Origin of the sequence: Pseudomonas azotoformans (assembly GCF_900103345.1) — a bacterium.
Taxonomy (GTDB): Bacteria; Pseudomonadota; Gammaproteobacteria; order Pseudomonadales; family Pseudomonadaceae; genus Aquipseudomonas; species Aquipseudomonas azotoformans.
Genome location: NZ_LT629702.1, coordinates 1,282,146 through 1,304,975, shown reverse-complemented (window position 1 = coordinate 1,304,975; position 22,830 = coordinate 1,282,146). Strand labels below are relative to the sequence as shown.

14 protein-coding genes are annotated in these 22,830 nt (G+C 56.1%); 6 read left to right on the top strand and 8 right to left on the bottom strand.

The window, feature by feature from the left end:
• Positions 1-10: 10 nt before the first annotated feature.
• The 3 genes from BLR69_RS05435 to BLR69_RS05425 all read left to right on the top strand — a co-directional run bounded on the left by BLR69_RS05435 (position 11) and on the right by BLR69_RS05425 (position 5,750).
• On the top strand, positions 11-3,112 hold the full coding sequence (locus BLR69_RS05435; RefSeq protein ID WP_071495720.1) for a MexW/MexI family multidrug efflux RND transporter permease subunit: 3,102 nt from the start codon (positions 11-13) through the stop codon (positions 3,110-3,112).
• A 10-nt stretch (positions 3,113-3,122) separates the two neighbouring features.
• On the top strand, positions 3,123-4,556 hold the full coding sequence (locus BLR69_RS05430) for an efflux transporter outer membrane subunit (protein ID WP_071495721.1): 1,434 nt from the start codon (positions 3,123-3,125) through the stop codon (positions 4,554-4,556).
• Positions 4,557-4,763: 207 nt separating this feature from the next.
• Positions 4,764-5,750: a fimbrial protein gene (locus tag BLR69_RS05425; RefSeq protein WP_134434915.1), complete on the top strand. Its 987-nt coding sequence runs from the start codon at positions 4,764-4,766 to the stop codon at positions 5,748-5,750.
• Between the two features lie 72 nt (positions 5,751-5,822).
• On the opposite strand, the gene BLR69_RS05420 is transcribed toward BLR69_RS05425, so the two are convergent.
• Positions 5,823-9,050: a hybrid sensor histidine kinase/response regulator gene (locus BLR69_RS05420; protein WP_083365772.1), complete on the bottom strand. Its 3,228-nt coding sequence runs from the start codon at positions 9,048-9,050 to the stop codon at positions 5,823-5,825.
• Positions 9,051-9,257: 207 nt separating this feature from the next.
• Here BLR69_RS05420 and BLR69_RS05415 point away from each other — a divergent pair, with 207 nt between their 5' ends.
• On the top strand, positions 9,258-10,112 hold the full coding sequence (locus tag BLR69_RS05415) for an EAL domain-containing protein (RefSeq protein ID WP_071495724.1): 855 nt from the start codon (positions 9,258-9,260) through the stop codon (positions 10,110-10,112).
• A 94-nt stretch (positions 10,113-10,206) separates the two neighbouring features.
• Positions 10,207-13,845, top strand: a complete 3,639-nt coding sequence (locus BLR69_RS05410; protein WP_071495725.1) for a transporter substrate-binding domain-containing protein — start codon at positions 10,207-10,209, stop codon at positions 13,843-13,845.
• 1 nt (position 13,846) lies between these two features.
• On the opposite strand, the gene BLR69_RS05405 is transcribed toward BLR69_RS05410, so the two are convergent.
• The 6 genes from BLR69_RS05405 to BLR69_RS05385 all read right to left on the bottom strand — a co-directional run bounded on the left by BLR69_RS05405 (position 13,847) and on the right by BLR69_RS05385 (position 21,010).
• Positions 13,847-14,476: a response regulator transcription factor gene (locus BLR69_RS05405; RefSeq protein WP_071495726.1), complete on the bottom strand. Its 630-nt coding sequence runs from the start codon at positions 14,474-14,476 to the stop codon at positions 13,847-13,849.
• A 122-nt stretch (positions 14,477-14,598) separates the two neighbouring features.
• Complete coding sequence (locus BLR69_RS30695) at positions 14,599-14,868, bottom strand: hypothetical protein (RefSeq protein ID WP_134434916.1); 270 nt, start codon at positions 14,866-14,868, stop codon at positions 14,599-14,601.
• Between the two features lie 306 nt (positions 14,869-15,174).
• Complete coding sequence (locus tag BLR69_RS05400; protein WP_071495727.1) at positions 15,175-17,679, bottom strand: fimbria/pilus outer membrane usher protein; 2,505 nt, start codon at positions 17,677-17,679, stop codon at positions 15,175-15,177.
• Between the two features lie 81 nt (positions 17,680-17,760).
• Positions 17,761-18,483 carry a fimbrial biogenesis chaperone gene (locus BLR69_RS05395; RefSeq protein ID WP_232000956.1) on the bottom strand — a complete coding sequence of 241 codons (723 nt, stop codon included), beginning with the start codon at positions 18,481-18,483 and terminating at the stop codon, positions 17,761-17,763.
• Positions 18,484-18,538: 55 nt separating this feature from the next.
• A complete protein-coding gene (locus tag BLR69_RS05390; RefSeq protein WP_071495729.1) occupies positions 18,539-19,129 on the bottom strand; it encodes a fimbrial protein in 591 nt (196 codons plus the stop codon).
• Positions 19,130-19,534: 405 nt separating this feature from the next.
• Positions 19,535-21,010, bottom strand: a complete 1,476-nt coding sequence (locus BLR69_RS05385; protein ID WP_071495730.1) for an aldehyde dehydrogenase family protein — start codon at positions 21,008-21,010, stop codon at positions 19,535-19,537.
• 87 nt (positions 21,011-21,097) lie between these two features.
• Here BLR69_RS05385 and BLR69_RS05380 point away from each other — a divergent pair, with 87 nt between their 5' ends.
• Positions 21,098-22,066 carry an AraC family transcriptional regulator gene (locus BLR69_RS05380; protein ID WP_071495731.1) on the top strand — a complete coding sequence of 323 codons (969 nt, stop codon included), beginning with the start codon at positions 21,098-21,100 and terminating at the stop codon, positions 22,064-22,066.
• Here BLR69_RS05380 and BLR69_RS05375 read toward each other — a convergent pair.
• The gene (locus tag BLR69_RS05375) at positions 22,007-22,756 is read right to left on the bottom strand and encodes an SDR family NAD(P)-dependent oxidoreductase (RefSeq protein ID WP_071495732.1); all 750 of its coding nucleotides are present in this window, start codon (positions 22,754-22,756) and stop codon (positions 22,007-22,009) included. The genes BLR69_RS05380 and BLR69_RS05375 overlap by 60 nt on opposite strands.
• Positions 22,757-22,830 lie beyond the last annotated feature (74 nt).

Genomic DNA, 22,830 nt, shown 5'->3' with positions numbered 1-22,830 from the left:
GGATTCCCAGATGAAATTCACTGATCTATTCGTTCGGCGCCCAGTGTTGGCGCTGGTGGTCAGCACCCTGATTTTATTGATGGGGTTGCTGGCGCTCAAAAACCTGCCGATTCGCCAGTACCCCCTGACCGAAAGCTCAACACTGACGATCACCACCCAATACCCCGGCGCCTCGCCGCAATTGATGCAAGGCTTCATCACCCAGGCCCTCGCCCAATCCGTCGCGACGGTGGAAGACGTCGACTACATGACGTCGACCTCGACCCAGGGCAAAAGCGTGATCACCGTACGGATGAAGCTCAATACCGACTCCAATAAAGCCATGACCCAGGTAATGGCCAAGGTCAACGAGGTCAAGTACCGGTTGCCGGCACAGGCCTATGACCCGGTGATTGTGAAGTCATCCGGCGAAGCAACATCAGTCGCCTATGTCGGCTTCTCCAGCCCTACCCTGTCGACGGCTGCGCTTTCTGACTATGTGCAACGGGTGGTTCAGCCTCAGCTCTCGTCCATTGAAGGGGTCGGCAGTATCGACCTCAATGGCGGCCAGAAAATGGCCATGCGTATCTGGCTGGATGCTAACCGTATGGCTGCCCACGGCGTTTCCGGCAGCGATGTGGCTCAGGCCCTGTTGAATAACAACGTGCAGGCTGCCCCTGGCCAGGCCAAAGGTTTGTATGTGGTTTCCGATATCCAGGTGAACACCGATCTGGTCAACGTCGCGGAGTTTCGCGAGATGGTGATCAAATCGACAGCGGTGGGTGTCGTGCATCTGAGCGACATAGCCACGGTGGAACTCGGTGCGGCATCTACCGACACCAGCGCCACCATGGACGGGGTGCAAGCCGTGTTCTTTGGCTTGAATGCGGCGCCGAATGCCAACCCCTTGGTGATCGTCAAACAGCTCAACGAACTGCTGCCGGGCATCCGGGCCAATTTGCCGCCGGATGTGAAAGTGGCTGTGCCGTTCGAACTGGCGCGCTTTATCAGCGCATCGATCGATGAGGTCGTCGGCACACTGGGCGAAGCCATTGCCATTGTGGTGTTGGTGATTTTCCTCAGCCTGGGCTCGGCGCGTGCCGTGATCATCCCGGTGGTCACCATACCGCTGTCCATGCTCGGTGCGGCGGCCTTCATGTCGCTATTCGGGTTCAGCATCAACTTGTTGACCTTGCTGGCGATGGTGTTGGCTATCGGCTTGGTCGTGGATGACGCGATCATCGTCGTAGAGAACGTGCACCGCCATATCGAAGAAGGCAAGTCACCTACTTACGCGGCGCTGCTGGGTGCCCGCGAGGTGGCCGCCCCGGTGATCGCCATGACCCTGACACTGGCGGCGGTGTATGCGCCCATCGGCTTGATGGGCGGGCTGACAGGTTCGCTGTTCAAGGAGTTCGCCTTCACCCTGGCAGGTTCGGTCGTGGTCTCGGGCATCATCGCGCTGACCTTGTCACCGGTGATGAGTTCTCTACTGCTCAACAGCCAGATGAACGAAGGCTGGATGGCGCGTAAGGCCGAAGGTTTCTTCCAGCGCCTGGGACAGGGTTATGGCCGGGTGCTGGACGTGTCGCTGCATCACCGCTGGATCACTTGCTCCATTGCGGTCGTCGTACTGGTCAGTGTGCCGTGGCTGTACAGCCGCGCCCAAACCGAGCTGGCGCCTACTGAGGACCAGTCCACCGTGTTGACCGCAATCAAGTCGCCGCAGAATGCGAACATCGACTACGTCGAGAAATTCGGCAAGCAATGGAACGAGGTCATGGTGACCCTGCCCGAGCAAAGCAACCTATGGCTGATCAATGGCAGCAATGGGGTCTCCAACAGCATTGGCGGGGTTAACTTTGTCGACTGGGAACAGCGTGAACGCAACGCCGACCAGATCCAGGGCGACATGCAGAACCGCGCCAACGGCATAGAAGGCAGCAACGTGTTTGCCTTTCAATTGCCTTCGCTGCCCGGCTCTACCGGCGGCCTGCCAGTACAGATGGTGATCAAGAGTGCTGCGGACTACAGCGTGGTCTATGAGGCCATGGAAGCCCTGAAAGACGCCGCACGTAAAAGCGGTTTGTTCATGGTGGTCGACAGTGACCTGGACTACAACAACTCGGTGATCAAGATCAATGTCGACCGTACCAAGGCCAACAGCCTGGGTGTGACCATGAAAGACCTGGGTGACACCCTGGCGGTGCTGGTGGGTGAAAACTACGTCAACCGGTTTGCCATGGATGGGCGCTCGTATGACGTGATCCCGCAGAGCCTGCGTGGCGAGCGCCTGACGCCGGAGGCACTGGCACGTTTTTATGTGAGCAGCGCCAGCGGAGGCCAGGTGCCCCTGTCCAATCTGGTCAGCGTATCGACGGGTGTCGAACCCAATCAACTGACCCAGTTCAACCAGCTCAACTCGGCGATCTTCCAGGCAATCCCCACCCCCGGGGTCGCCATGGGGGATGCCGTCACGTTTCTGGAGGCCCAAGCCAAACAACTGCCTCCTGGTTTCAGCTACGACTGGCTCTCGGATGCGCGGCAGTACCACCAGGAAAGTGGTGCATTGGTCATGGCGTTCCTGTTCGCGATCATCGTGATTTACCTGGTGCTCGCTGCCCAGTACGAAAGCCTGCGCGACCCGTTGATCATCCTGATCAGCGTGCCAATGTCGATTTGCGGAGCATTGATTCCACTCGCGCTGGGCATGGCCACCATCAATATCTACACGCAAATCGGCCTCGTGACGCTTATTGGCCTGATCAGCAAGCACGGCATTCTGATGGTGGAATTCGCCAATGAGATGCAAGTCAGGCAAGGGCTGGATCGTCGCGACGCGATCTTGCACTCCGCCAAAATGCGCCTGCGGCCGATCTTGATGACCACGGCGGCCATGGTCGCCGGCCTGGTTCCCTTGTTGTTCGCAAGCGGTGCCGGTGCCCACAGCCGTTACGACCTCGGGCTGGTGATTGTGGTGGGCATGCTGGTAGGCACCCTCTTCACCTTGCTGGTGCTGCCGACCATGTATTCGTTCATCGCCGTCGACCACCGTACGGCGGCCATTACCCCCCGTGCCCGTGAACTCGCCGCAGCAGATGCTGCCGATGCCGCTGCGCCCCATAAGGTGTAAGGAGTTTCCCATGTCATTGATCAACACCTTCGTGATGCGTCCGCTTGCCCTCTTGCTCTGCTCAACCTGGATGGCCGGATGCGCCGTGGGGCCCGACTACCAGCCACGTCAGGCACAAGCGGTACACCTCACTCAACAACCTGACGCAATGCTGTATTCCAATGCCCGCCTGCAGCAGGACTGGTGGCGCCAGTTCCAGGACCCACAACTGGATGCGCTGATCGACCAGGCATTGGCACACAACCATGACCTGCGCATTACCCAGGCCAGGTTACTGGAGGCGCGTGCGGTACTGGACCAGCGCCAGCTTGACCGGCTGCCGACGATCACCGCCGGCGGGGCTTATACCCGCAGCCTCTCCCAGGCCAACCCTGGTCCGACCGGCGAGCGCAACCTGGCCAAAACCTATCAGGCCGGCCTGGACGCGCAATGGGAGTTGGACCTGTTCGGCAGGTTGCAGCGGCTATCCGAATCAGCCACTGCGCGTGCCGAGGCGGTTGAGGCCGACCTGGCACAAACGCGCATCGTCGTGGTATCGGAAGTCGCCAGACACTACTTCCTGATGCGTGGCGCTCAACAACAACTCGCGGTCGCCCGCGCCAACCTGATCAATCAAGACAAGACGGTCGGTCTGGTGCAAGGCCGAGTGGACGCCGGACGCGGCACGGCAGACGAACTGGCCAGTGCCCGAGCCGAGCGCGCGCGTGTGCAGGCCACCCTGCCTGGCCTGGAAACCCGCCGACAACTGAGCCTCTATCGACTGGCGGTACTCCTGGGGCAACAGCCAAGCGCGCTGCAACCGCTGACCGACCTGCAACCACTGCCGGCCTTGATCATGCAACTGCCCATCGGCCGCATCAGCGATGTGCTGCGCCAGCGGCCTGACGTTGCCAGTGCCGAGCGCATGCTGGCCGCCTCGAACGCGGATATCGGCGCGGTGACCGCAGAACTCTACCCAAGGATCGACCTCGGCGGGTTCCTTGGCTTCATCGCATTGCGTGGAGGTGATCTAGGAGACAGCGGCAGCCGTGCCTTCAGCGTGATGCCTTCCGTGAGCTGGCCGGCGCTGCACCTGGCCAGTGTCAAGGCGCGGCAGCGAGAAGCACAGGCACGCGAGACAGGCAGCCAAGCACGCTATGAACAAGTCGTGCTGACTGCCATCGAAGAAACCGAAGGAGCACTCACTGCTTATAGCCAATCGCAGCGACAGGTGCGCAGCCTGGCTGAAGCGGCGGCTCAAAGTGAGCGAGCCGCTCGCTTGGCGCATATTCGTTATGAAGCGGGGAACGCGGCTTATCTGGTAGAACTGGGGGCGCAACGTACGTTGCTGAGTGCTCAGGATGCGCTGACGGTGGCCGAAACGGCTTCATACTTGAATGTGGTGCAGCTGTATAAGGCGTTGGGGGGCGGATGGCGGAAGGCTGAAGCCATGAGTTCGAACTGATAACACACGATGCCGCTCTGATCAGGGCGGCATCTGCTCGCAGTGGAGCAAATAATGTCCTGTTACATCTAAACTCCTCTCCCTGGGAGTAGCGCTACAAACGCTGCATCATGTCGAATTTTCCTACAGCCAAACTTGAAACCTCTTACACACATATTCACTGGTCTCAATCATCCTATATCAAAGCTATGGGAGCAGCCGAGAGTGATGCGTGTAATTATCTTGATATTGTTGCTGATATCACAACAAGCGCTAGCTGATGCGACCTATGCACCAGCAAACTCCAGTATTTCACTCCCCCCAACGCTAAACCTATCGGGCAACGTCACGATAGGCCAAACCATTTGGAAATCAACACCTGTCGCAACAACAATGAAAGCATCAAGTTATGACGGCCAATCAACGCTTTACACCAGCATTAACAACAGCACGCTGATAATGGGCAAAGATGTTTACGCCACTAACCTGAAAGGTGTTGGAATCCGGTGGTGGGCTTCGTGGACATCGGACAGTTTCCTAAACCTTACCAACCCCCTCACGAACGCTATGAGTAGCCCTGGGGCAAAATTCTCCACGCCGACCACAGGGAAAGAGTACATACAAGTCATTTGGTTTGAACTTGTTAAAACCGGACCGATCCAGGCAGGGCGGCTAGCGATTTCAAACTCTGTTGAACTGGTATTCAGTTGCCCCTGCAGCAACCGATGGAACGTGACGGTCACGGGCTCCAGCTCTGTAGCACAAGCGCCAACCTGCAGCTTATCTGCCCCTGTACCGCAGGTGCCTCTGGGCAGGATGTCGACGACGGCTTTCAACGGAATCGGTAGCCGTTCCAGCCCAATCCTGTTTGCAATCAACCTGACATGCACCGGAGGGGACCCAGGTATCGGTATCGGTTCATACATCACACTGACGGATGCCTCAAATCCTGGAAATGTATCAGGCGTATTGTCGCTCGATTCAAAGTCGACAGCGTCAGGCATTGGCATTCAAATAACCAACGAAAGCGGTATCGTGAAGTTTGGTCCAGACTCCGGCGCAGCAGGAAACACGAACCAATGGAAAGCCGGCAATATACAGCCGGGAATGACCGCCTTCAGAATTCCGTTACGTGCAAGCTACATACAAACTGGAGCGAAAGTGACCCCCGGCAAAGCGACTGGCCAGGTCAGTTTCACATTCAGTTTTCACTGATGAAAACGGCACGTCATGCTCATCAAGCGCTTGAACCCAACCCCAGACAGATCCGTGACCATGTTTATGGTCTCATGAGCCGGCAATGGCCTCTTCAACGCGCTGGATAAACGCTGCAATACCTTTTCTTGTACGGATATAACCATCCCGCATAACAGCAGCCTCCAACTCGCGGGCCACCCGAATCAGGTCTTTAGCCTTCCCTACAGCCAGTGCACCACGGACACGATGAAGCAACCGAACCACCTCCTGACGGTCCTCCTCGGCCGCCAAAAATTTCAGCGCGGCCAGATCTTGAGCAATGGTTTGGAGGAACAACTCAAGCATACGCTCCGGCACATGAATCTCATCGCTCGAGCGCCTCGTGTCGAATGTCTGGAAAACAGCGGGATCAAGCACACTGCGCAAACACAAATACAGACCTTGAATATCCATCGGTTTGGATAGCCAACTGTTCATGCCTGCGCGAATGCAACGTTCGCCCTCCTCTCGCAGTGCATTGGCGGTCACGCCAATCACTGGGATATCCACATCACGCTGGCGCAACGTCTCCACCAACCGGTAACCGTCCATGACCGGCATGTTCACGTCGGTCAGCAGCACATCGTAGGATTGCAGCTCCAGCTGAAGCAGGGCTTGAGCACCATCGGCCACGACATCCACTGTGCAGCCGATACGCTCCAGTTGCTCCTTCATCAGTGCTTGGTTGACCGGGTTGTCTTCGGCCACTAACACCGCCAGACCGAGATGCATGCGTACCGCCGGGGTTTCTTCCTGCGCCAACGCCACGGGCTCACCGCCGATCACTGCCGTCAGGGCCTGGCAGATACCCGAAACGCTGGTTTGGTTCACCACTACGTCCTGTCCGATAAACCGGGGCACACAACTAAAATCATGTTGTGCAAAGACGTTAATGGCACCGGAAAAAGTCCCGGACAACCGTTCAGGCATCACCTGCAAAATGGCATCGGGTTTTACACGCGACTCGTCGCCCATGATGCACGTCTGTCCACCATAGTACTCAAGCCAGGCGCACAGGTTGTCAGTCAGGGCCTCATAGGGCGTGTGAACGTCAATGCATTTACCATCGAGCCCAGGCAAGGAGGGGCGGGTCATTTCCAAGACGTCGAGCGTCACCTCAAACACGAATTCGCTGCCTTCACCCAGCCGACTCTCGACGGTCATTTGCCCCTGCATCAGCTGGCTGAGATGGGCACAAATGGAGAGTCCCAGGCCGGCACCCGCGACAGTATGCGGCGTGTTGTCCGCCTGATAGAAGCGCTCGAACAGATGAGCCTGAACCGCCTCGGTCATGCCGGGACCGGTATCGATCACCTTCCATTGCAGCTTCGCCTCATGGCCTGCACCAATAAACGCAAGGTATACGGCGACATGGCCAGCCTGGGTAAACTTGATCGCATTGTTAAGCAAATTGCCGACGATCTGCTGGATACGCAAACGATCTCCTTGCACCAGTGCCGGCACACGAGGATCAACACAACAGTAAAGCGCGAGCCCTTTACCCGCGGCCATCGCCGAGAAACCACGCACGGTTTCTTCGAGCATTTCGAGTGGTGCAAAAGCGACTGACTCCAACACCAACTGGCCCGCCTCGATCTTTGACAGGTCCAGCACATCGCTGATCAAGTGCAGCAACAACACTGACGAGCTGTCGATGGTACGCAGGTAACCGCTTTGACGTTCGTCCAGCGACGTCAAGCCGAGCAGCTCAAGGGTGCCCAAGACACCGTACAACGGCGTGCGCAACTCATGACTCAGGGTGGCGACGAAATGACTCTTTTGCTCATTCGCCGCGTCCGCCGCCTGGCGGGCCCTGAGTAACGAGGCGGCGGCTTCGCGGTGAGTCGAAATATCCGTGAAGGTACAGAGCAACACACTCTCGCCCAGATACTCAGTAGGGGAATAGCGCACATGCAAGGCGCGTGCACCCACCATCATGCAGCCCTCACCCGCTAACGGGCGCCCCTGCTCGAACAACAGCCAATGTTCCATCAACGTCTCGAAACCAGCGGGGTCGCCCAGCCACTCCAGATACAAGCTGTTTTGCGTCACAGCCTCGATGCAGGGCCCTTTGACCACGCATAACGCCAGCGGTACCGTCTGTAGCAAAGAGTGATTGAAATCGTGGTTGACCAACAATTCACGAAAGTCATTGCTCGCCGGCACCACAATGCGACGTCGATACCAACGGCTGACCCACCAGCCAGAGACGGCACACAGCAGCAACAGCCCCAGGAGACCGAGCATTTGCCAGCGCGCATCCAGTAATAACTGCTGGTAGGAGATTCGATACAACGCCTGCCAAGTACCAAACTCGCCCGCGCTGCGCTTGATAAGCAGCCCGGATGAGGTCAGATGAAAGCCATTCTCGTACTGGTAGATCTGCTGCGAACGCTCATCGCCCACCACCCGCGTGCCATCCGGCGCGAGAATGTCCAGGGCGTCGAACTGGGGCAAATCAAAATACAGCTTTTCTATTCTCACCCCTTGGGTCATGAACTCGTCCCAATTGAGCAGTGTGGCGGCAACCAGCTCTCTGGGCGGTCCTCCCGGCGCCCAGTGATCGGCCTCTACACGACCCGAAACATAACCGAGGATCTGTCGCACGCTCTTGTGACCCATGAAGTGCTGGGCAGGCCGCCAGCGTACGATCAGGTCGCTGCTTCGTGCAGGGAGTTTTTGTACAGCCTGCTTGACCGAAGCCAGCACCTGGGAAAAGCTCGCTTGCTCAGGCTGCGTATTGAGCGTGTCGACCTCGATTGACGGAACAGCGATGTCAAAGTCGCTTCGCGGATCAATCAGGAACATCTGCGGTGGTTTGAACGTAGTGCCACTCCAGAAGTCGCCATGCACGTTGGCCAGCGCATTCGCCAGTTGCAGTTGTTGGCTCAGAACCCCGCTGTCCGTATCAGCGATCTGGATGGGCAGCGCCGCCGAAAAGGTTGTGTGAAACTGCGAGGATTGCCCCTTATAGACACGCAGGCCGCCTTGAGTCCGGTGATCAACGACATACGCCACGGGGTTGAACATTGGGTTGTATTCGAGCTGGCTGCTGGCCTTGATCACGCGCAGCAGGAAGATTTCGTGATCGTACGCACGTCCGACCAAACGCATGAAGTGATAGTCAACCTTGAGCACTTCCCCGCGAATAACCTTGTAGGTCACCCAGTAACCCGTCACCGCAAAGAACACCACCAGCAGCAACGTGATCAGCAAGCCGAAACTCAGGCGCACTGAGACTTTTTCAAGCTTGCCAACGGTCGATTGCCTATAGCGCATCTGCAATCTCGCCTGCTCGGATCATAGGTAGATCAAGTCCTTGAATACTTCGTAGGCACCGACTGGGCAGTGCAAATACCCCAAAGAGTCTATAGGTTTTTCAGTCGCAAGTAAGATTAGTCCTACGATGCAACTAGAAATCGCTGACGTACGTAGTTCATTTCAACCTTCAGAATTGACCCACAGTCATTCCCAGCAGGGCATTGTATGAACTCCTTTGCGTTGATAACACCCAACCTGGGTCAGGTCTTACGCCCTGCACAGGAACAACAACCTGACGAGAGCGCTTTGCGCCGAGGCTTGTCAGAAGGCGAGTTTGTCGCCTTCTATCAACCCCAGCTTTCGTTGAAAAAAAATACAGTGATCGGGGTGGAGGCACTCGCACGCTGGAGGCACCCACAACAAGGGCTGCTCACGCCCGGTTACTTTCTGGAAGCCATCGAACACCATGGCCTGCTGGATGAATTATTCTTGCGCCTGTTCGAGCAGGGGCTGGTCATGCGCCGCAACCTGGCGTGCTTGAACCTGCCGTTGAATATGTCCTTCAACCTGCATCCGGCCCAACTGAACAATCCGATGCTGGTCGAGGCGATCAAAGTGCTTTTGCGAGCCAACGAATGCTCTGGTCACTCTATTACCTTCGAGATAACCGAAGCAGGCATACTCGATCATACCCATGTAGTCACCCATAACCTGTCGCAACTGAGGACGTTAGGCTGTGGCTTGTCCATGGACGATTTTGGAACGGGATACTCTTCGTTGGAGCGACTTTGCGCGCTCCCCTTCAGCGAGTTGAAACTGGATGCCAGCTTCGTGCACAAACTCGACACCCATGCGTCCTGCGAAACCATCATCACCCACACCGTCGCCCTGGCAGATGCCCTGGGCCTTTCGCTAGTGATCGAGGGTGTAGAAACGCTGGCACAACTCAATCGCCTGAAGGCCAAGGGCTGTTCGATTATCCAGGGTTACGTCATCGCACCGCCAATGGCCGATAACGCCCTACTGCCCTTCCTCCTCGACCAGCTTTCAATTCCCCGGGTCGTACTGACTTCCGTTTAAGCGCCCCACCCTTCTCGCTCTTCATCCCAAACAGACTGGCCATGCCCATGGCCGGTCTGGTCGTTTTCGTTTTTTGCAGTCAGGTAGCCGGTTCATGTTCAGTCCCTCCTCACTTTGTGTCTTCTTCACCCTTCTGCTGCCGACATTGGCCGGCGCTGCACAGACCGAAGTGCCCATGTCTCTGCAACCGCTGCACCTGCTCAGCCAAATGAGCGAGGCCCCCCAGAAGCTGGATTTACCGGAACGGGATTGGGCCTGGTTGCGCCAGCGACGCACCTTGACCCTGGGCGTGGTCGCACCTTTTACGCTGCCATTCGACATGATCTACAGCAATGGCGATTACGAAGGGATCAGCGCCGATGTGATGACTATGATCAAACAGCAGCTGGGGGTGAATGTGAAGGTCATCCGGTACGAAAGTCGTGCCGACGCCATGACCGCCTTGAGGGGTGGCGAAATTGATCTGATCAGCCGCTCCAGTGACTACGACCGCGAGTCATCCAATACCGTGGTCACCCGCCCTTATAGCATCAACGCCCCGTCGCTCTACCGACGCTTGGATGAAGAGGGTCCGATTCCTTTCGACCTCAAGGGACTCACGGTGGCCGTCTCGAAGGACTATCTTCCGTACTCAGAGTTGGTTGAGCGATATCCGCAGGCGCAATTCTTTATTTACAACAGCACAACCCAAGCCATGGCCGCGGTGGCGTTTCAGAAAATCGATATCTTCCTGGGGGATTCGGTTTCCAGTCATTACCTGATTAACCATAGCTTCTTCGGATACCTGAAATTCCTGCGCTTCATCAAAATGGATTCGGGCGGTTATGGTTTTCTGCTACGGGACGATGATCAGCGACTGCTGGGCATCCTAAATGCCTCACTCAGTTCCTTCGGCCCGCTGCGCATGAACTACGTAGTCAAACGCTGGACGGGAGGAGGCACAGTGATGCCTGACGATAACGTGCAGTTGTCCGAACAGGAAAAGCATTGGCTCACCAAGCATCCGGTAGCACGCTTCATGATCAACGATGATATGGCACCCTCAGGTTTTTTCGGTGCCAATGGGCATTTCAACGGCGTGATATCCGACCTCTTTGAAATCATCACGCAGCGCACTGGACTGCAGTTCGAGATACAACGCACCGACAGTTTCAACAGCATTCAAGAAGCCCTGCGTGACGGTGATATCGACATGGCGGTACTGACGCCCAGCCCTGAGCGCTTGAGCCATTTCCGTTTCAGCCACCCTTTCGCAACCAGTTCATTTGCGCTGGTTATCTCTACCGCCGAGTCAGGTCGTGAGCGCTCAAGCCTCTCTGCCCTCGGCGGTAAACGCCTGGCCATTACCAAAGGACATGTATTGATCGACACCATCCGGCATGATTACCCCGATATTCACCTGCTGACACCGCCCAATAACCTCGACGCGATGAGCATGGTAGTCAATGGGGAAGCAGATGCCGCGCTGATGACCTTATCCATGGCGCGTTACTACACTGCGCGCTTGTATGAAAAACAACTGCGCGTGGCCGGTATCGTCGACTCCCGGGACGCTACCGCCAACTTCGCCATGCGTCGGGGCGATACGGAGCTGCAGTCCATCCTCGACAAGGCATTGCTCAGCATCCCGCCCGATGAGCTCAACGCGATCACCATTCGCTGGCGCGCCAATGCGGCCATGAGCGGCCAGACCTGGCGTGACTACAAGCGCGTGATCCTGGAGATCGTCTGCTGCGCTTTGCTGATGCTGCTGATCTCGATCCTCAGGATCATCCAGTTGCGACGCCAAATCCGCCGCCGAGTAGCGGCGGAGAAAGCACTGAACGACCAACTGGAGTTCCTGCAAACCCTCAACCATGCCATGCCGGTTCCCGTGTACGTACGCGACCGTGAGGGGCACCTGCTGTCCTGCAGCCGCAGCTACGAGCACGTCATGAAGCTGTGTCAATCGCAGGTGCTGGGCAAAACGGCGCTGGAGATGACAAATGACACACTGGTACTCGCACCCTCGCTTCATCAGAGCTACCTGCAGGCGATGGAGGACGGTGTGGCCATCGAACAGCAACTGGAAATCACCGTTGCGGGGCAGTTGCATGTCATTGAGCATTGGATTCAACCTTTTCGCGACTCCACCGGCGCCATCACCGGGGTGATCTGTGGCTGGCAGGACGTATCCCAGCACTATCAGCTCATCGAGCAATTGCAGCATGCGAAAGATCAGGCCGACGAGGCCAACCGCGCAAAAACCCAATTCCTGGCGACCATGAGTCATGAAATTCGCACCCCCATGAGTGCGGTGATCGGCACCCTGGAACTGGCGCTCAAACGTGCCGACCATGGCGTGCTGGACCGGCAGAATATCGATATCGCCTACACCTCCGCCAAGAACCTTCTGGAGCTGCTGGGCAATACCCTGGACATTGTGCGTATCGAATCCGGCCGCCTGAGTTTCTCGCCGCGAAGGGCCAACCTCAAGAACCTGGTGGAAATGGTCGCTCGCGTATTTGAAGGCCTGGCCAGGAAAAAGAACCTGGCGCTGATCCTGGAAGTCGATGCCGGCACCACCCTGGACGTGTCAATCGACCCTCTGCGCTTCAAGCAGATACTCTCCAACCTGGTCAGCAATGCGATCAAGTTCACCGAACGGGGCCGCGTGACCATCCGGCTTATGTGTCGCGTGGTGGAGAACGGGCAAATGCTGGATATGCACTTGCAGGTTCAGGACAGTGGCATCGGGATCAGTGACGAAGACCGCAGGCTTCTGTTCCGACCCTTTGCGCAGGTCACTCAGTCGGATTTGTCCGTGCACGGCGGCAGCGGCCTGGGGTTGGTCGTGTCGCGCTCCCTGTGTGAAATGATGGGCGGCCGGCTGGACCTGGTCAGCGCGCCTGGGCAAGGCACCACGGTGAACGTCACCCTCAAGCTCAAGCTACTGCCAACGTTGCCGGAGCAGCACACCCCAACGCCCCTGCCCTCTGAAACGCCCCCCAGTTGGGCCATGCGCGTGCTGATCGCCGATGACAACATATTGAACCGACAGATGTTACGCGCCCAGTTGGAGTACCTCGGTTGCGCAGTCATCGAGACCACCAATGGCCTGGAAGCCCTGGAGACGTGGCGACAGCACCCGATCGACTGGTTGATCACCGATTACCATATGCCGATCATGGACGGCGTTGAACTGACATTGGCCATCCGTCAGGAAGAGCAACGTCGCAATGCAGGGCACTTGACGATCCTGGGGCTCACGGCCGACGCCCAGCAGGAGGAAATGGATCGGTGCTTGAACGCGGGGATGGGTGATTGCCTGATCAAGCCCGTCGGCCTGGCAATCCTGGAGCAGCGGCTTGCTGCTCTGCCATCGCCTGGCGGCGCTGAGCGGGCGGCTATGAAACGCACGCAGCAACATCCAATCTTCAACATGGACTTGCTCAAGCCCATCACCGGAGGCAACCCAGTGATCGTCGAGCAACTGCGGGCAGAACTCAAACGCAGCAATCAGCGTGATTTGGAAGAATTGCGCCTGCTGGCCGAAACGCGGAATGACGCAGAGCTCTCAAAGTTATCCCACAGAATGCGCGGCAGCGCTGCGTTGATGCACAACGACTACCTGCGTGAGAGATGCCGGGAGCTGGAGCGCTGCTGCGAGTATGAGCATGACGCCGTGCCGGCGCTGATTCAGGAGATCGAGAGGGAATTGTTGCGGATTCGGTGCATGCTGGAGACGCAATGAATCACGCCAAACCGTTGCGCTTGGCCAACTCGCCGAGCGCAATCAGGTTCTCTACACTCAACTTGCGCTGCAAGCGAATTTTGTAAGTGCTGACGGTCTTGTGGTTGATCATTAGTTCATCGGCAATTGCCTGGTTGCCCATGCCTCGCGCCAACAGCTTCAACACAGTAATTTCACGGTCAGACAGTTGAGCGATCAGCATGCTCTCTTCACTGGCAGCTTGAGTGTTGTCACGCAACTGGTGAATAGTGTTTGCCGGGAAATAACTGTAGCCCGATAGCACCGCCTTTACGGCCCCCACCAGTTCATCCAGATTGTCGTCCTTGCACACAAAACCTGCGGCTCCCGCCTGCAGTGAGCGCATGGCAAAATTTCGTGTGTCGCCGGAGGTCAGGATCAGGACCCGGGTGGAAATACCAATGGCCTTCAGGTGCGCGATGACCGAGAGGCCATCCATTTTTGGAATACTCAGATCGAGGACGATCAGATCCGGAAGCAATTTGCGAATGACCTCGACCGCATCCACCCCATTATCGACCTCAGCGACAATCGAATGCCCTTCACGCTCGAGCATGACGCGCACAGCCATACGCATCAGGGGGTGATCGTCGACGATGACTATATTGCCCATGGGGACATACTCCGGATGTTTGGAAAAGTAAATGATTCACTCAGAGGCGGGCAAAACTAACGCCTGGACGTTAACACAGCTAACGTTACTGCCTCCTACAGTAATCGGAGTCTAAACAGACTTTACTCATAAACCAAATTAACGAAGACACCCGCCTTGATCATGCCAGGTGTCATTTTGGCAGCGGTGCGTTTGTAGCGTACCGTCAGTTGCTTGGTCAGGTTTCCACCGCCAGTGCCGACCCTGCCTATTTTATTCAAATTTGATCCGGTCAACTGCGGACGGAACTGGACTGGGTTGAGCCCATTCAAAACCTGAATAGCCAGTCCGCTGGCATTGCCTTGGCTGGCAGCAGACACGCCGTTCGAACTGGTATTGTTGGCACTTGGCAATTTCACTTCGCCAGGTGACGCTAGGCTGCAGGATTTGGTTTTTGCGACTTTTGAATACCCCGACGTCGACGATTGCTCACAACATGCCAACCTGTAGACATCACAGTTCCAACAGCAGCGTCACCTTGAATAGTCATTGTGGCCGGCAAAGCCATCTTTAACTTTGCCGGCGCACCACAAGTGATGGTGCCCGCCCAGCAATTAACACGGAACAATAAAAAGCAAAACACGACATACAACCTCGTGAGATCACCGCCGCATGAATTCCACCAGTGCTAATCTGCCTTACTCACAATTCAAATCACTTTATTTTTTTGGAGTGCAGGACGCCGTATACTTCTCATACATCAGCTCTTTGTTTGCCTCTGGAACAACATAATCCACATGGCAACTACCGCTTCCCCACTTCACGTCAAAGCTCCCCTTGTCGCCCACACCAAACACCAACAGTCTGGATGCACCGTCAAGGGTACCGAGTAGCCGACCATCGGCTCCGAACGCTTGCGCACCAAACGGAACTTTCTGACCGTCACTCATGTGTAATTCGAACTGTATTCTGCGTCCGGATTCAGCCTGAAACTTTGTTTTTACGACTGCGCCACGGGTCGGAATGACTTGTCGAGATGTCTCCTCAAACTCAAGATCAGTGCCAAAGGTCGAGGTTTCCAGATTGATCCAGTTATAGCGATACGGCTGCGCATATGGCACAACCGCATAGCCTTTTCTGTCGGTGCGCACCGCATTGGATGAGTCAACGCCAATACCTTTGGTACCAGGCACTTCAATCAACGCGAACGTTTCGCCAACAGGCTGGCCGAGGGTGACCCCCCCACTGTGAACAACCACTGAACCGGAGGCCCCGACATCCAGATGCTTGTTGTCACGACCTTGCCCATAGTTGCCGCTGACTTTTGCCGTAGGCGTATCCCAGTTCAAACCCACGTTGCCGGAACTGCCGCCGATCTTGCTATGGCTGCCTTGCGCCGAGTAATTGAGCGTGTTTGCGTCGTTCAAGTTGCCAGAGACACCGGTCTGAACCGAAGAATCACCCTGGTTTGACGCGGTGACGCTGGAGTACAGGCGCTGTGATCGACGCGTGTCGCCAAACGGGATGCTGAACGACGCAGTCATCTGGTTATCGACGCGCTGGTTACTGCCCTGCCCTTCCGTACGGGATACCGCGAAGCTGTAGCTGACGTCCGAATAACTCCCGTTGTAACCGAACTGCCAGCGACGGGTGCTGCCTTCACGATTCCAGTAACTGGTCTCGCCCATGCTCAAAAACAACGAACCACGACTGGCGAGCGACTGGTTGACGTTAACGTCGAATCGACTTTTCTGTCGCCCGTAGTAAGGCGTGCTGATCTGATCCTGCTCATCAACGTGCTGGCTGAAGGTTCGGTAGGATTCGGTCGAGTAGCGATAGCCGACCATTGTAAACGTGGTATCGGTTTCGCTGAGCGTCTTCGAGTACAGAAAGCGCGCACTCTGACCCACGTTCTTACGGCCCGAACGTTCCTCGGAACTGCTGTTGGTGACGTCGAAAGACACACCGCCCCACGGCGAGTTCACGCCCACACCCAGGTTGAGGGCCTTATAGGCCTGTGCGGCGATGAGACCGCCGTAGCCTGTGAAGTTGTCCGTGACCCCGTACACCAGCGTGCCCTGGGTAAACTTGGGCGCGGGCTTGCCCTCGGTCGTGTACTGCCCGGCCACCAGGTTGTAGCGCACGCTGCCACGACGGGTCATGACGGGCAGGTAGGAGTAGGCCTGCGTATAAGTACGCTCGCGCCCGTCCGCTTCGATGATCTTGATGGTCAAGTCACCGTTGGAACCACTGGGGAAGATATCGCCGATCTCAAACGCACCCGCAGGCACCGTCGCCGAATAAATGACGTAGTTGTTCTGGCTGATCTCTACAGTCGCATTTGTCTCGGCAATACCACGCACAACGGGCGCAAAGCCAACTTCGTCATCGGTCAACATACCCAGTTCGGAGGAGAGTTGCGCGCCCTTGAAACGTACACTGTCGAAGATTTCACCCTGACTGTACAACTCACCCGCCGCGAGCTTGCCTTTCAGGCTGACAACGTCGCGCTCGACATAACTGCGGTTGCTGGTGAACTTGTCACGCGTGCCCGTTGAGCCGGAAATAGACGAGTCATTGCGAAAACGCCAGGCACCGATATTGAAACCATTGCGCAGGCCAATATAACGGTAGTCGTTGGTATACCCTTGGTTAACGTTGCGACTGAAGTTGGTCTGATAGTTAGAGTAAAACGCCGTAATACCGTGATCCCACAATGACGGATCAACGTACCCACGGGAGTGACGCTTGATATATGCCTGAGGCATGCTGATTTGCAGCGCCAACGCGCTCACATCAAATTCAGCTGCTGCGCCAGGGACGATCGAATCCAGAGCGACAGGTGATGTGTCCTCGCTTTTGGCTGCGATCAGGTTTTCCCGCTCAAGGCGTGCAATATCGACGCCAACGGCCTTGAGCAAGCCCAAAGGAATAACCGGCTTAACCTCGCCATCTTTCCCACTGGCTGCAAATTCAATATTCTGACGCAGCATCAATTGCTGGTTAAGGTAGATATCGACATTGTATCGACCAGGGGCAACCGAACTTCCCTGTTCGAAATACTTCAATTCTACCGGCGCACCTTGCTTATTTAGAAACGCGCCATTGAACTCGACCGCATGCGCCGTCACAGGAAGCGTCGCACCCATCGCTATCAAGCTGGACGACCCTATACTCCCGAGAAGCGTAATAGCATGCTGCCCTCTTGATCGAAACACCCACATATCATCCAGCCTCACAACTTAGATATCCACTGGCACTGACGTTTACCTCTCAGCCGCCAACGCTCAAATGGCTCGCAAACATCAATTAGCAGTCGCCTCTCCCGTGTAATTATTGGGTGCGCCATAGTCATTGATGGTTACGTAGTCGACGCGGGATACCCCTTGAGCAGGTAGGGCGCTAGCAACATCGATCAAAAATTTTGAAGTTTCACCAGGCGCGACCATTTTGGCGCTTACCGGATATCGCTTGCCGGCCTGCGTTATAGAAACCTCACCAAACGAGACATAGAATGGAGATTGATTACTCGCTACCAGCCAAGACTTTCCACCCTCGTTAATCATTTTCCACTTCAACTGCTTGGAGGATTCTTCCACGGAACCCGACAGCCCTTCGGGCCGATAAAAAATCTTGATGCGTTGACGGATCGCAATTTGCAGCGTGTTGTCTGTTTCGGACTTTTGCGGTATTTCCTGAACACTTAACCAAAACACTGACTCTTTACCCGACGGCAAACCTTTGCCCGCATAAAAGACACGCAAGCTTTGTTGTTTCTTACCGGCAAGGCGACTCAGTGCTGGCGTCAATGCAAACGGCACATCCTGTTCAGGAAAGGCCGGATCGGGCTCGATCCACGACTGCACCATGATATCTTTTTCACCATCATTCTTAACCATGATGGAGGTTTCCTTGAGCTTTTCCTGGTACACAATTCGTGTGCCGCCCAATGTAATACCCGCACTGGCAATTCCACTCGACAGCAACACTATCCCTGCCAATAGAAACCTGGAGACTGACTTAATCATATCGTTCCCATGCATAAAACCAGAGAAGCACTTTCATGCTTCTCTGGTTAGAGATTTATTCGTACGTCAGGGTAAACGGCAGTTCGCCATTAGCTGTACCAGCCTTCATTACATCGCCGTTGGCTACATAGGCGGCACGCAAGTTCAGGTTGGCGGCATATTTAAAGTCAGGATCGGTACCGGTCTTGATCAGAGGCGCGTCAAACGAACCGTTACCACTCAGATTAATGAGGGTGTTGCCGGCGCTGTACATGCCAATACCAACGCCCGTTGCTGTACCAGTCGTTTTCAGCAGGTTATTATTTTTCAGGTCAACGCCCGAGCCGGAGTTCGGGTCAAACTGGACTTTTACAGTCGTCAAACCGGTACCGGTGCCACCACAATCAAGATTGATGTTAATGGCGGTGCCAGCAACAATCCCAGCAGGCGCACCACCCAGGGAGTCCATACTCACTTTACCCATTTTTACATCAATAACTTGTTTCCCTTTAGCACCCGTTACGCTAGTGCCGGCGCCTGAAGTGGCACTGCAAGAGGCTGCGGTGATTTCCCCGGTGAAGTTAATGGTGCCGTCTGCCGCCATCGCAGAAGTTGCGAACAGGCCAACGATGGAGGACGCGAGAATAAGTCGGAATGGAATAGACACGGAGGTATACCTTCTAGTTTGGCAGTAAAAATAGATAGCGTTGCTCTCTAAATGAGAGTTCACGAATTCTACTTTTCTTAAAACTACCGCCAACCGCCGCAATCCCTACGCAGCAATAGACATATCGCTGGACTGCGTAGGACTAGTCCTACAGCACAAAGAAACGTACACCCGCTGCCACACCACGGGCACAGAGATTCCAATCAGGGTTTTTTAACGCATTTCAATGCTGGTAGAAGGGCTTGTTAACCAATAGAAGATCCGTATGGCCAGGCAACCTTTCGAACGGAAGGCTGGAATAACTGCAGACGACTTCGGCACTCAAAATACCGATCGAGGCGAGTTGATATGGCGATGCGCCGCAAGCATCCAGCGCACGCCCTTATCAATTGACGCCTAAAAACATCAATGCTCCGCGAACCAGGCTGCCGGTACCTGCGTTTGAACAGTAATCGTCTTGACCTGAGTGTAAGCATTCAGCGTTTCCCGGCAAAACTCCCGCCCAATCCCACTGTTTTTATACCCTCCGAACGCCGTGCCGTCGGTAATATTCGAATAGCGATTGATCCATACCGAACCGGCTTCCAAGCGCGCGGCGGTTTCCATGGCATGCCTGAGGTTGCTGGTGTAAATGCCGGACGCCAAGCCATATTCGGTGTCGTTCGCCTGCGCAATCATCGTTTCGTAATCGTCCCAAACAATCAACGACAACACCGGCCCGAAAATCTCCTCCTGACAAATGCGCATGTCATTTCTCGCCAGCAGTAGCGTCGGCTGAACAAAGTAACCATGTTCGCAACCAGGCACGGTGACGCGCCCTCCACCCGCAAGCAATTCGGCGCCCTCCTCCAGGCCCAGGTTGATATAGTCCAACACGCGCTGCCCCTGCCGGGCATTGACCAGGCAACTGACCCGAGAGCGTTCATCCAGCGGGGAGCCAACGCTGACGCGCTTGAACGCCGCAATCAGTTTCTCCTGGAATGCCGAAGCGATATCTGCATGGACGAACAAGCGCGTGCCGGCTAGACACGACTGACCATTGTTATGGATGGCAGCAAACGTGGCATTGTCCACCACGGCATCGATATCCTCGATATCCGCAAATACGATGTTCGCGCTCTTGCCCCCCAATTCCAGCGTCGAGGGAATCAGGCGCCGGGCTGCGACACCGGCTACGGTCCTGCCGACTTCGGTACTGCCGGTGAACGACAGCTTTCTGACCAATGGGTGCTCGCTCAGTGCTGCGCCCGCTACCTCCCCCAAGCCCGTCACCATATTGACGACACCTGCCGGGAAGATTTTATTGATCAACACACCCAGTTCAAGCGTCGACAGGGACGCATTTTCATCAGGTTTCAACACCACCGTATTGCCTGCCACCAACGCCGGCGCAAGCTTGAATGCGGCCATGATCGCCGGCGCGTTCCAAGGGATGATCTGCCCGCACACACCCAGCGGTTCGCGCTTGGCAATTGCGTAGCCGCCATCAATCTCACGGGCGGAGTCTTCATGCGCCATGATCACCGAGGCGAAATAGCGGTAGTGGCGAACAGCGGTCATGTAATCCTTGCGCACTTCGCTGATGCAACGGCCCACATCATGAGCATCGATAAGGGCCAGGCGCTCGCTGTGCGCCTCGATTTCATCGGCCAGCAGGTTGACCAGGCGAGCGCGCATTTGTTGACCGAGGGCACGCCACGCCGGCAAAGCTTGGTGCGCTGCTTTTACCGCGCGATCAACGTCGGCTTCGAGGCAATAGCGGATGTAAGCCAGATGGCGGCCGGTGGCGGGGTCGACCGCTGCAAATGAGTGGTCCTTGTCGCTGGTTTCAAATACGCCATTGATCAGTGGACCATAAAATTTATTGAGCGTGACTTGCATAGTAAACCTCGTCATAAAACCCGAAATCTGGATTATCTCTGGTATAAACTGCTTTCAACGTTATTTATCGTCCAAAAAAGGTGGGGTATGGATCCTCTTTCCGATGTCCTTTCATTATTGAGAATTCGTAATTACCACTCGGCCTCGCTGACGCTGGGCGGTAACTGGGCGTTCAACTTTCCGGCAAGGGAAGGCATCAAGTTCACCGCGCTCGTCAAAGGCAGTTGCTGGCTGCAGGTGCATGGTGAATCCCAACCCCAGCAACTCCAGCAAGGCGACTGCTTTCTGATGACGCGCGGCATGCCGTTCACGCTCTTCAGTGACTTGTCCCAACCCGTCATGGATTCGGACGGCCATTTCCAAACGCTTGCGCCCGACGAGTTGGCGCTGAGCTACGGTGGTGACGACACCCAACTGGTGGGCGGCCGCTTTGACTTCACCGGTATCCCGACTCAACTGCTGCTCAGCACACTGCCCTCACTGGTGCATGTGCAAGGCAATGAGCCCCAGGCCTTGATCCTGCGCTGGGCACTGGAGCGCTTTACCTCGGAGTTGCAGCAGAAGCGCCCAGGCCGATCGCTGATGAATGAACACTTGGCCCACATCATGTTGGTCGAAGTCCTCCGCGCGCATCTTTCGACACTCGACAGCAACGGTATCGGTTGGTTTTTCGGCCTGGCCGACCGCAACCTCAGCGCTGCCCTGAGCGCGATGCATGCTCAACCCGCCCAGCGCTGGACCGTCCAGGAACTGGCGCGACTGGCAACCATGTCGCGTTCGGCGTTCGCATTGCGCTTCAAGCAAGTGGTCGGTGCAGCGCCAATGGAATACCTCACCTATTGGCGCATGTTGCTGGCAAGTGACCGCCTGAAAAACTCCGATGACTCGGTCTCCACCATCGCATTTTCACTGGGCTACGAGTCGGAGAGCGCGTTCAGCACAGCGTTCAAGCGCGTCATGTCGCAATCACCGCGTCATTACCTGCGCGAGCACGCATCAATGGAGGCCGCCGCCGATCACCAGGGTTTCACCGGTGATCCAGCTCGCGTCGGGTGACGCCAGGAAGGCGACAGCGGGAGCGATATCCTCCGGCTGGCCGATGCGGCCCAACGGCGTAATGGCTTCGATCTTCTGACGAAACGCATCTTCGAAAAAGCCGCTGGCATGCACGCCTTCGGTTACGACCAACCCTGGGTTGACCGAGTTGACGCGAATATTTTTCGGCCCCAGCTCATTGGCAAGGGTTCTGGTGATCGCGTCGACAGCACCTTTTGAAGCGGTGTAGACCGTAGAGTTGGCCGGTGTGAAGGAGGTCACGCTGGAGCTGATATTGACGATGCTGCCACCGACAGGGTTGAACACTTCAACGGCCGCCTGGGTGCACTGGATCAAGGCCAGCACATTGAGGTTGAACTGGCGGTGGAACTCTTGCTCGGTGATGTCGGCCAACGGGTTGGTCGAATAGACCCCGGCATTATTCACCAGGATGTCGAGATGACCATGCTCATGCACAATCGTCTTGAACAGCGCCTTGAGGTCCACGCTGTTCGAGACGTCGGCCTGCACGGCATAGGCTCTGGCACCGGTTTGCACAATCTCTGACACCACCCGGTCGGCATCGATGCGACTGTTTGCGTAGTTGACGATCACGGTGGCGCCATCCTGGGCCAATTGCTTGGCGATTGCGGCACCGATCCCCTTCGAGGCACCGGTGACCAACGCAATCTTCTTATGCAGCTTTTTCATCTCTATTTCCTTTCCCAACGGATTCCAACAAACATTGAATCCAGCTTAGGAGCATCGACCAGAGGCGTTAATAG